This window comes from Pseudomonas fluorescens (genome assembly GCF_018614775.1).
GTDB lineage: Bacteria > Pseudomonadota > Gammaproteobacteria > Pseudomonadales > Pseudomonadaceae > Aquipseudomonas > Aquipseudomonas fluorescens_BY.
In genome coordinates, this window is sequence record NZ_JAGGOF010000117.1 from 1 (window position 1) to 10,414 (window position 10,414).

A 10,414-nucleotide genomic window follows, 5' to 3' on the forward strand; every position below is an offset into this window, starting at 1 on the left:
CATGTGGGTGAGTCATACCGGCAAAAGCGTTTTGCTTACTTTTGCGCTGTTCAAAAGTGAGCCGCCGTCGGGGCGGAACCCTAAGCAGCCGTTACCGCAGGAACGGATATGTACTCGGTCAGGCCGCCATTCGCGAGCAGGCTCGCTCCCACAGGGGCGAAGGCAGTGGTGTTCATTCCCACAAGGTATTGCCAAAGTGGGCGCAGTGCTGGCCGCCGGTGGGGCCAAACGCCTAGACTTCGCCAGTCTTCAGTTCAGGAACAGCCCGTGACTTCCATCTTCTGGTACGACTACGAAACCACCGGCATCAACCCGCGCTGTGACCGGCCCTTGCAGGTGGCGGGGATCCGTACCGATTTCGAGCTCAATGAAATCGACGCCCCAGTCAACCTGTATTGTCAGCCCAGCGATGACATCCTGCCTCATCCGGCTGCCTGTGCGATCACCGGGATTACCCCGGCGTGCCTGGCCGAAAAAGGCCTGAGCGAAGCCGATTTCATGACCCGCGTCCATGAACAACTGGCCGCGCCGGGTACCTGTGGCGCCGGTTACAACACCCTGCGCTTCGACGACGAGATGACCCGCTACAGCCTTTACCGGAATTTTTTCGACCCGTACGCCCGCGAATGGCAGGGCGGTAACAGCCGCTGGGACCTGATCGATCTGGTACGCGCCGCCTACGCGCTGCGCCCCGACGGCATTGTCTGGCCGCAGGAGGACGGCCGCGTCACCCTCAAGCTCGAGCGCCTGACCGCCGCCAATGGCATCGACCATGGCCAGGCCCACGACGCGCTATCGGACGTGCGCGCAACCATCGCCCTGGCTCGACTGATCCGGCAGAAACAGCCGCGGCTCTACGACTGGCTGTTCCAACTGCGCAGCAAACAGAAAGTGATGGACCAGATTCGCCTGTTGCAGCCGATGGTGCATATTTCCGGTCGGTTTTCGGCCGCGCGAAACTACATCGGTGTGGTTCTGCCGCTGGCCTGGCACCCGAAAAACCGCAACGCGTTGATTGTCTGCGACCTGCACCTGGACCCCCAGGGCTTGCTGGACCATGATGCCGAAGCGCTGCGTCAACGCCTGTACACCCGCCGAGAAGAATTGCTCGAAGGTGAGTTGCCGGTGCCCCTCAAGCTCATCCACATCAACAAATGCCCAGTGATCGCGCCGCTGTCGGTGTTGCGGGCCGAGGACCAGCAGCGGCTGCAACTGGATATGGCGGGCTACCAGCAGCGGGTGTTGCGACTCACTGATGCACAGCAGGTTTGGCAGGACAAACTTCAGGCTATTTACGGTCGCGAGGATTTCACCGCCGCCGACGATCCCGAGCAACAGTTATACGCAGGCTTCATCGGTGATCGCGACCGACGCTTGTGTGAACAAGTCCGTCTGGCGGACCCGATGCAATTGGCGCAAGAGCGCTGGCCTTTCGACGATGAGCGTTTGCCGGAACTATTGTTCCGTTATCGCGCCCGCAACTTTCCGGACACATTGAACCCTGAAGAGCAGCAACGCTGGAGACTTTTTTGCCAACAACGCCTGTCAGCCTCGGAATGCGGTGCGCCTAATACCCTGGAAAGTTTCGATGCGGCAATGGCCGAGTGGCTGGCCTTGTCGACCCCATTGCAGCAAGAAGTACTCAGGCAATGGCAGGAGTACAGCCAGCAATTGCGTAAACGTTTAAGCCTCGCCGGCCCATGAAATAAGAAACGACAGGCATAAAAAAACGCCAGCAATGCTGGCGTTTTTTTGTTCGCAAAGAACGGCGCGAACCGATGAGGCTTAACCCAGCAGGGTTGCCCAGCCTTCAACCACGTCGCCGCCCCACTTGGCTTTCCACTCTTTCAGCGTCTTGTGGTTGCCACCTTTGGTTTCGATGACTTCGCCGTTGTGCGGGTTTTTGTATTGCTTAACTTTGCGAGCGCGTTTGGTGCCGGTAGTTTTTACCGCGCCGCCACGTGGGGCCTTGCTCGACTTGGCTTCCGGATCCAGCAGGGCAGTGATGTCGCGCAGGGACTTGGAGTATTCGCCCATCAGCGTGCGCAGTTTGCCTTCGAATTCCAGCTCGGTTTGCAGTTTGTCGTCTTGGGACAGGTTTTTCAGGCGAGCTTGCAGTTCTTTGATGGCTTCTTCAGTGGCGCGGTATTCATTGATCAGGGACATGTGGACTACCTTATGTAGGACGCGGGTGACAAGGACACAGTGCGGCAATAGTAATCAGACAGTTTCATCAAGTAAACATTAAACCGGTGTTTTATTTAATTAATTAGTGCTGCGCCACAAAAACGCTATTGCAGTTAAATACTGTCGCCATGACTTCACATCGGTTCACATTTATAGCGCTGTGTGCGCAGGCCACGCCCGGGCCCGGTCCCGGAGGTGGCGTGGAACACGCGCGCGTAATCGATACTGCAGTTTTGCTGCGCAATGGCTAGAATAGCCGCCTTTGCGAAGTTCTGGAGTTCCCCTAATGCGCACTTTTCGGCTGGTGATTGCTTGCCCGGACCGCGTCGGTATCGTTGCTAAGGTCAGTAACTTTCTGGCGTCCCATAACGGCTGGATCACCGAAGCAAGCCATCACTCGGACAACCAGAGCGGCTGGTTTTTCATGCGTCACGAGATTCGTGCCGACTCGCTGCCCTTTGGCATCGAAGCGTTTCGCGAGGCCTTCGCGCCGATTGCCGAAGAATTCTCGATGGACTGGCGCATCACCGACACCGCGCAGAAAAAACGCGTGGTGCTGATGGCCAGTCGCGAGTCTCACTGCCTGGCGGACTTGTTGCACCGCTGGCACAGCGATGAGCTCGATTGCGATATCGCCTGCGTGATTTCCAACCACGACGACTTGCGCAGCATGGTCGAATGGCACGGCATCCCGTACTACCACGTACCGGTCAACCCGCAAGACAAAGAGCCGGCGTTCGCCGAGGTCTCGCGCCTGGTCAAGCAGCACGATGCCGAGGTGGTGGTGCTGGCCCGCTACATGCAGATCCTGCCACCGGCGCTGTGCAGCGAGTACGCCCATAAGGTCATCAACATCCACCACAGCTTCCTGCCGTCGTTCGTCGGTGCCAAGCCGTACCACCAGGCCTCGATGCGCGGCGTGAAGCTGATCGGCGCCACCTGCCACTACGTCACCGAAGAGCTGGACGCCGGCCCGATCATCGAGCAGGACGTGGTGCGCGTCAGCCACAGCGACAGCATCGAAGACATGGTGCGTTTCGGCCGTGACGTGGAGAAGATGGTATTGGCGCGGGGCCTGCGTTATCACCTGGAAGACCGGGTGCTGGTGCGTGGCAACAAGACCGTGGTGTTCTGATTCAAGGCAAGTTACCTGCGGGTAACCCCAAACCTGTGGGAGCAAGGTTTGCTCGCGATTGGGCAAGTCTGTCGACGAAGGTGTTGGCTGGTCCGCCGCTATCGCGAGCAAGCTTTGCTCCCACAGATTTTGCTGGCATTACGGACCAGCAAGGCGCTTTTCTCAGGCGGCACGCCATGACCGATCCACTGGACAAAGCCACCTCCAAGGCACCGGCCATCCTGGGTGAGGGTTGCCTGAGCCGCTACGATCCCGAAGCACTGGGCCCGGAAGACGGCACGGAGTTTCCCGACGCCGCCGAACTGTGGAAACAGACCCACCCCGAAGACATCCCCAATCCGCTGGAGGACGCGGTCACGCCTGGCGAAGGCTGATCAGCTTCTTGAGCAACGGCCGTCCGACCATCAGGAAGAACACCGGCCCACCGGCCACCAGGTAGAAGTAATACGTCACCGCCCGCCAGATCAGAATCGCCGCCGCCGCCGTGGATTTGCCCACCATGGGCGCCAGCAACGCCGCCGAGGTCAACTCTGCCGCTCCGGCACCGCCCGGCAACAGGCTGAATTGCCCTGCGCTCAAGGACAGCATCTGGATCAGGAAACTCCAGGCCCACTGCAAGTCTGCGCCCAACCCTTGCAACGCCAGGTACAACACGCTGTAGCGCAGCGCCCAGTGCAGGCAGGTCAGGCCGAACACCTGGAATAACGTCTGTCGTGGCAATTTCAAGGTGTCGGTGAACGCCGCCAGAAAGTGCAGGATCTTGCGCCCCCAGCGGCGACGGGTGCTGGTCTTCACCCGCAAATGCCGTAGCAGACGCGCGCCCAGCAGAATCAGCTTTCGGTGGTAGCGCGCCACCAGTACGCAGCCCAACAGCCCGCCAAGCATGGAGATCGCACTCAGGGCCAGCATCCACTCCATGCGCTGGCTGAGGTTCTGGAACAGCGCGTAGAACAGAATGCCCACCAAGGCGCAGAGAAAGAACAGCAGGTCGCTCAATTGGTCCATGGCAAACACTGCGCTGCTGTGGGCCGGGCGCACGCCATGGCGCGCCAGCAGGGCCATCAGCGTCAGCGGTCCGCCGCTGCCGCCGGGTGTCGCGCACATGGCGAACTCGGTGGACATCACCACGCCCAGGCTTTTCAGTCCGCCGAGGCGCCCACGGTGCTGACCCAGCAGCAAGCGCAGGCGCACCGAGTTCAAGACCCAGCACAGCACAATCATGCCGAGCATTGTCAGTAGCAATGACGACGGAAAGCGCTGCACCCGCGCCCACATGTCCGAGCCGCCCACCCACAATGGAATCAGCAACGCCATGAGCAGCGCAGTCGCTAACCAGATCAGCCGCTTCATGCCGCGCTGCTGACCCGCAGGCCCTGGGTCGCCAGCCAATCGACCTTGGTCATCGGCACGCGCCCGTCATTGAGCAGGCGTTCTAGGGTTCGCAGCCAATAGTCCCGGGAAAACCGGTGGCGCATGTCCACCGGGTGCAGGCCCAGGCGAATCACCGGCGCTTGGCGCCAGCGCTGTTCCCGGCGGTCGCTGAGGACTTTCGACATGCCACGCCGCCAGGCGCTGCGGGCGCTCCAGACCAGCCCCGGGGCGTCAATGGGGGTGAAATCCGGGAGGCGATAAAGGTGCTGGGTATCGCTGGTGTAGCTCAGTGGCAACTGGCGCAAGGCCTGGCGCGTGCCTTCGCTCATCAGCCAGGCCGGGGCGACGAAGCCTTGCAGCGGCCACTGGTAACGCTCGAAGGTTTCGATGCCGGCGCGCAGGCGGGTCAGGGCGTGCGCTTCGGACAGGCTGTAGAACTCGCCTTCGTGGGTGTAGATCCGGCGCATGAACCAATCCTTGGGGTGGCGCGCCGCGTGGCCGTCGTCGCAATGGTAATAACCATGCAACACCAGTTCGTCGCCACGCTCGACCCGCCGGTCGAGCAAGCGCCGAAAATCGGGATGGTCCTGCAGGGCATTGCGGTGGTGGAAGTCGGGCACCACCAGCCAGGTCATCGGCACGTTCCCGAGGGCGTCGACGGCTTCAACGAAGGGCTGGTAGTCGGGCCAGGTCTGCGGTGCCACGTCGTGCAGCACCAGTAACACGCTGGGCGGGTGATTCATCGGCACGGCCCTCGCTTCAACCATTGGCCAGCAACGGCATCTGTGCGCCAAGCACGGCGTAGTAGTGCCCCAGCAAGCTGTGGACCACCGAATCCCAGGCGTAATGCCGCTCTACATGCCGACGCGCCAGTGCACCACGGCGCTGGCAGCCCTCGGAAAACAGCTGCCGCACGGCGTTGGCCATGGCCTGTGGGTTATTGGGCGTACACAACAAGCCGCAATCCTCATGGACGATTTCGGTGAAGGCTCCGGCGGCCACCGCCACCACGGGAATGCCGCTGGCCATCGCTTCGAGGATCACCAGGCCGAAGGTTTCCTGGTCCCCGGCATGGAGCAGCGCATCGGCGCTGGCCATGAGCCGGGCGACTTGCGGCGCCGGGCAGAATTCATCCACCACCGTGACGTTGTCCGGCACCGCCGCCGGCATCGATGAACCCACCAGCAGCAGATGGTAGCGCTCGCCCAGGCGTTTCATGCACTTGAGCAGCACCGGCAGGTTCTTTTCCTTGGAACCGCGTCCGGCGAAAATCAGCAGTCGCGTGTCTTCGGCAATTCCCAGTTCGGCGCGCAACTCCGGGTCGCGAGCAGCGGGGTTGAAGGTTTGCAGGTCCACGCCCAGCGGTTGCACGTAGACGTTGCTGACCCCCAGCCCGGTCAGTTTGTCGGCCATGACCTGGCTGGGCGCCAGGACCCGATCGAAGTTGCCGTACAACTTGCTGACATAGGCCTCGATGTTGGGGGTAAACCAGTTGCCCATGCGGTTGCTCACCAAAAGTGGCAGGTCGGAGTGATAGAAGCCGATGACGGGCACGTCGAGTTGTCGCCGGGCATCCAGGGCGGCCCAGGCGGTGAGGTAGGGATCACCGACTTCAATCAGGTCCGGTTGCAGATCATGCAGGACATTGCGCCAGGGCGCCAAACGCAGCGGAAAGCGATAGCCCTTGCCGAACGGCAGGGCTGGAGCGGGCACCTTGTAGACCCCATCGTGCTCGCTCAAATGCGCGCCGGGAATCAACAAACTGTGGCGAATACCGGGCCGATCGCCCAGGCGCCGGTGCTTGGCATCCAGGTAAGTGCGCACGCCTCCGCTGGCAGGGGCGTAGAACATGGTGATGTCCGCTATATGCACGATGAATATCCCTCCGGTCTGTGTTCTCCTTTTGTTGACCTTTATGAGGAAGGGATGTTCGGTTGGGTTGCGGTTGGGGCGGGTGTCAGTTGGGTTTTGCTGTGTTTGACAGGTCCCCATCGCGAGCAGGCTCGCTCCCACAGAGGACGGAATGCGGTCTACTGTGGGAGCGAGCCTGCTCGCGATGGGGCCAGCCCAGGCGCTACTAGATCCGGAAACTGCCCACCAGCTGTTTGAGCCGCGCCGCCTGCCGCTCCAGGTCGGCACAGGCACGCAAGGTCGATTGCAGGTTTTCCACGCCTTCCTGGTTCAGGGTGTTGATCTCGGTGATGTCGACGTTGATCGATTCCACCACGGCGGTCTGTTCTTCCGTGGCGGTGGCCACCGACTGGTTCATGCCGTCGATTTCACCGATGCGCTGGGTCACGCTGTTCAAGCGTTCGCCGGCGAGGTTGGCGATTTCCACGCTTTCCTGGCTGTGGCGCTGGCTGTCGTTCATGGTGGTGACCGAATCCCGGGCACCGACCTGCAGTTCCTCGATCATGGTTTGCACTTGTTGCGCCGACTCCTGGGTGCGGTGGGCCAGGTTGCGCACTTCATCGGCCACCACGGCGAACCCGCGCCCGGCCTCACCGGCCCGGGCCGCCTCGATCGCGGCGTTGAGGGCCAGCAGGTTGGTTTGCTGGGAGATGCTGGTAATCACCTCGAGGATCTGGCCGATATTCACCGTTTTGCTGTTCAGCGTTTCAACGTTGCTGCTTGAAGTGCTCAGCAGGTCGGACAAGCGGTTCATCGCGGCGATGCTGCGGTTGACCACCTGCTGGCCATCTTCGGCCAGGCCGCGGGCGTCGCTGGCCTGATGGGAAGCCTGGGCGGCGTTGCGGGCGATCTCCTGGGCCGCGGCGCCCAACTGGTTGATGGCCGCGGCAACGCTGTTGGTGCGGCTCGATTGCTCGTCGGAATTGACCATCGACGAGTTCGACGCACTCACCACCCGCAGGGCAACTTCGTTGACATGCTCGGTGGCCGAGGAAACTTCGCGGATCGAGCCATGGATCCGCTCGACGAAACGGTTGAACGCGGTGCCCAGGATGCCGAATTCGTCCTGGTTCTGGATCGTCAGGCGCTTGGTCAGGTCGCCTTCACCGTCGGCAATGTCTTCCATGGCCCGGGTCATGACATGCAACGGCTGGATCAGCAGGCGGATCAGCATGCTCAGCAGGGCGATGATGATAACCACCGCAACAATGGTCGCCACGACCGCCGAGGTCCGGAAATCGCTGAGCATTGCGTAGGCTTTGTCCTTGTCCACCGACAGACCGATGTACCAATTTACCGAGGGCAGGCCTTTGATGCGGGTGAAGGTGACGATGCGCGTATGGCCGTCCACTTCGACTTCAGTGATCTGGTCACTGATTTTCGGGGTGTTTTTCGGATAGGCCTCGGCCAGGTTCTTCATGACCAGGGCTTTGTCCGGGTGTACCAGGATCTTGCCGTCGGCGCTGACCAGGTAGGCATAGCCCATGCCGTCGAAGTCGAGGGTCTTGAGGTTATCCACGACAGCTTGCAGGCTCAGGTCGCCGCCCACCACGCCGACGCTTTGCGTGGCGTTTTTCGAAGCGCTGGCGATGGAAATGATCAGCGCGCCAGTGGCGGCGTCGATGTAAGGTTCGGTCAGGGTTGAAGTGCTGCTGTTCTGCGCGCCTGTGTACCAGGGGCGCACTCGCGGATCGAAGCCGTCGGGCATTTTTGCGTCGGGCCGGATGATGAAGCTGCCTTTGGCATCCCCCAGGTAGGAAGCCATGAATGTGGAGGTCAGGGCTTTCTGCTCCAGCAGGCGGGTGACGCTGGCCGGGTCCGGTGTGACGGCGATGTTCTGGGCCAGGTTCTCGATAAGCAGAATGCGCCCGGTGAGCCACGTCTGGATATTGCTTGCGGTGACATCGCCCATCTCGTGCAGGTAGTTGTCGAGGTCGTCGCGGATGGCGTTGCGTTGCAGGTAATCGTTGTACAGCGTGAAGGATGCGAAGGCAGCAATCACAACAAGGGCAGCCGCCAGCAGAATCTTGTGGCTGAATCGCAGGTTTTTATTCATGGCTCGGGGTTCCGCTAAAGTCTTATTGTTATGCGCGTGCTTTTATAAGCGCGCAAAATGGCGCCGTATTGAAAAAAAGCTGATATTTCCTTCTCTCCTTGGGGAATTATCCGACCTTGTTTTCAGTTAGGTCTGTCGCTTTATGTATCGGCCAAGCGAAATCTTAGATTAACCGCAGGTGACGAAATGCCGGATTCATTAGAACTTGTGATCGGGGCCGACCTCGCCGGTCAGCCCGTCGCCCAGGCCATGCGCCTGGCAAACCGCCACGGACTGGTGGCGGGCGCCACCGGGACCGGCAAGACCGTCACCCTGCAGCGCCTGGCCGAAGCGTTCAGCGATGCCGGCGTGGCGGTGTTCGCCGCAGACATCAAGGGTGACCTGTGCGGCCTCGGTGCCGCCGGCAACCCGCAGGGCAAGGTCGCCGAGCGCATCGCCGGCATGCCCTGGCTCGGCCACACGGCCCAGGCTTATCCGGTGACCTTGTGGGACATCCACGGTCAATCCGGTCATCCGTTACGCACGACGTTGAGTGAAATGGGCCCGTTGCTGATCGGCAGCCTGTTGGAGCTGACCGACAGCCAGCAATCGGCACTCTACGCCGCGTTCAAGGTCGCCGACCGCGAAGGCCTGTTGCTGCTCGATCTCAAGGACCTGAAGGCGTTGCTCAATCACCTCCGGGATCACCCCGAGTTGCTGGGGGACGACGTGGCCCTGATGACCACCGGCTCCAGCCAGGCCTTGCTACGGCGCCTGTCCAGCCTGGAGCAGCAGGGCGCGGACGCGTTGTTCGGCGAACCGGCCTTGCAGCTCGAAGACATCCTGCAACCGGCCAGTGATGGCCGTGGCCGCATCCACCTGCTGGACGCCAGCCGCCTGGTCCATGAGGCGCCGAAGGTCTACGCGACGTTCCTGCTGTGGCTGTTGGCGGAACTGTTCGAGCAGTTGCCCGAGCGCGGTGACGCGGATAAACCGTTGCTGGCGCTGTTCTTCGATGAGGCACACCTGTTGTTTGCCGGCACGCCCAAGGCCCTGCAGGAACGGTTGGAGCAAGTGGTGCGGTTGATCCGTTCCAAGGGGGTCGGGGTGTATTTCGTGACCCAATCGCCGGGCGACTTGCCGGACGATGTGCTCGCGCAGTTGGGCTTGCGCATCCAGCATGGCTTGCGGGCGTTCACCGCGAAGGAACAGAAATCCCTGCGGGCGGTGGCGGAGGGTTTCCGACCCAACCCACAGTTCGATGCGTTGGCGGTGCTGACCGAACTGGGCATTGGTGAAGCCCTGGTGGGCACCTTGCAGGAAAAGGGCACGCCGGAAATGGTCCAGCGCGTGCTGGTGGCGCCACCGCAGTCGCGTATCGGGCCACTGAGCGAGGCCGAACGCGCCGAATTGATCGCCCGTTCGCCGCTGCAAGGGCGCTACGACAAGCCCATTGATCGCGAGTCGGCCTATGAAGTGCTGATGGGGCGCAAAGGTTTGCAACCGGAGACGGAGGTGGCACCGGGCAAACCGGCAGCCGAAGAGCCAAGCTTTGCCGACAAGGCAGGGGAGTTTCTCGGCACGGCAGCCGGCCAGGCGCTCAAATCGGTGATGCGCCAGGCGGCCAATCAACTGGGCCGACAGCTGGTGCGCGGGTTGATGGGGTCGTTACTGGGAGGCAGCAAGCGCCGATAACTTGAACCGAGTCGCCCCCATCGCGAGCAGGCTCGCTCCCACAATGGAATGCATTCCAACTGTGGGAGCGAGCCTGAACT

General features: G+C 61.5%; 9 protein-coding genes and 1 pseudogene. 4 read left to right on the forward strand and 6 right to left on the reverse strand.

Translation table 11 applies throughout. The features are described from left to right. Nucleotides 1–267: 267 nt before the first annotated feature. Entirely contained in the window at nucleotides 268–1,704 is a 1,437-nt protein-coding gene (sbcB, locus tag J7E36_RS24515; RefSeq protein WP_215008847.1) for an exodeoxyribonuclease I, read from the forward strand. A gap of 81 nt (nucleotides 1,705–1,785) precedes the next feature. Here sbcB and mvaT read toward each other — a convergent pair whose 3' ends face one another. Then, nucleotides 1,786–2,166, reverse strand: coding sequence for a histone-like nucleoid-structuring protein MvaT (mvaT, locus tag J7E36_RS24520; RefSeq protein WP_215008856.1), 381 nt, complete (start codon nucleotides 2,164–2,166; stop codon nucleotides 1,786–1,788). Nucleotides 2,167–2,473: 307 nt separating this feature from the next. Between mvaT and purU the strand changes: the two genes are divergently transcribed. Further along, the gene (purU, locus tag J7E36_RS24525; protein WP_215008858.1) at nucleotides 2,474–3,322 is read left to right on the forward strand and encodes a formyltetrahydrofolate deformylase; all 849 of its coding nucleotides are present in this window, start codon (nucleotides 2,474–2,476) and stop codon (nucleotides 3,320–3,322) included. A gap of 176 nt (nucleotides 3,323–3,498) precedes the next feature. Then, nucleotides 3,499–3,696 carry a hypothetical protein gene (locus J7E36_RS24530; protein ID WP_215008860.1) on the forward strand — a complete coding sequence of 66 codons (198 nt, stop codon included), beginning with the start codon at nucleotides 3,499–3,501 and terminating at the stop codon, nucleotides 3,694–3,696. Here the strand turns inward: J7E36_RS24530 and J7E36_RS24535 are convergent. The 5 genes and pseudogenes from J7E36_RS24535 to J7E36_RS25645 form a co-directional block, all read right to left on the reverse strand. Beyond that, nucleotides 3,677–4,672, reverse strand: coding sequence for a lysylphosphatidylglycerol synthase transmembrane domain-containing protein (locus tag J7E36_RS24535; RefSeq protein ID WP_215008862.1), 996 nt, complete (start codon nucleotides 4,670–4,672; stop codon nucleotides 3,677–3,679). The genes J7E36_RS24530 and J7E36_RS24535 overlap by 20 nt on opposite strands. After that, nucleotides 4,669–5,436 (reverse strand): DUF2334 domain-containing protein, encoded by a 768-nt coding sequence (locus tag J7E36_RS24540; RefSeq protein WP_215008864.1) that lies wholly within the window; start codon nucleotides 5,434–5,436, stop codon nucleotides 4,669–4,671. Before J7E36_RS24540 ends, J7E36_RS24535 begins: the two co-directional genes overlap by 4 nt. Nucleotides 5,437–5,452: 16 nt before the next feature. Further along, entirely contained in the window at nucleotides 5,453–6,574 is a 1,122-nt protein-coding gene (locus J7E36_RS24545) for a glycosyltransferase family 4 protein (protein ID WP_215008870.1), read from the reverse strand. Nucleotides 6,575–6,770: 196 nt separating this feature from the next. After that, a complete protein-coding gene (locus tag J7E36_RS25640) occupies nucleotides 6,771–7,535 on the reverse strand; it encodes a methyl-accepting chemotaxis protein (protein ID WP_435304193.1) in 765 nt (254 codons plus the stop codon). Nucleotides 7,536–7,628: 93 nt separating this feature from the next. Next, nucleotides 7,629–8,660, reverse strand: a pseudogene (locus J7E36_RS25645) (HAMP domain-containing protein); the annotation flags it as partial. A 186-nt stretch (nucleotides 8,661–8,846) separates the two neighbouring features. Between J7E36_RS25645 and J7E36_RS24555 the strand changes: the two are divergent. Further along, complete coding sequence (locus tag J7E36_RS24555) at nucleotides 8,847–10,334, forward strand: helicase HerA-like domain-containing protein (RefSeq protein WP_215008868.1); 1,488 nt, start codon at nucleotides 8,847–8,849, stop codon at nucleotides 10,332–10,334. The last annotated feature ends 80 nt before the right edge of the window (nucleotides 10,335–10,414 follow it).

Bases quoted from the DNA above. Each gene is read 5' to 3' on its own strand.
- mvaT (WP_215008856.1), bottom strand. From the start codon at position 2,166: ATGTCCCTGATCAATGAATACCGCGCCACTGAAGAAGCCATCAAAGAA.
- purU (WP_215008858.1), top strand. From the start codon at position 2,474: ATGCGCACTTTTCGGCTGGTGATTGCTTGCCCGGACCGCGTCGGTATC.
- J7E36_RS24530 (WP_215008860.1), top strand. From the start codon at position 3,499: ATGACCGATCCACTGGACAAAGCCACCTCCAAGGCACCGGCCATCCTG.
- J7E36_RS24535 (WP_215008862.1), bottom strand. From the start codon at position 4,672: ATGAAGCGGCTGATCTGGTTAGCGACTGCGCTGCTCATGGCGTTGCTG.
- J7E36_RS24540 (WP_215008864.1), bottom strand. From the start codon at position 5,436: ATGAATCACCCGCCCAGCGTGTTACTGGTGCTGCACGACGTGGCACCG.
- J7E36_RS25640 (WP_435304193.1), bottom strand. From the start codon at position 7,535: ATGGTCAATTCCGACGAGCAATCGAGCCGCACCAACAGCGTTGCCGCG.
- J7E36_RS24555 (WP_215008868.1), top strand. From the start codon at position 8,847: ATGCCGGATTCATTAGAACTTGTGATCGGGGCCGACCTCGCCGGTCAG.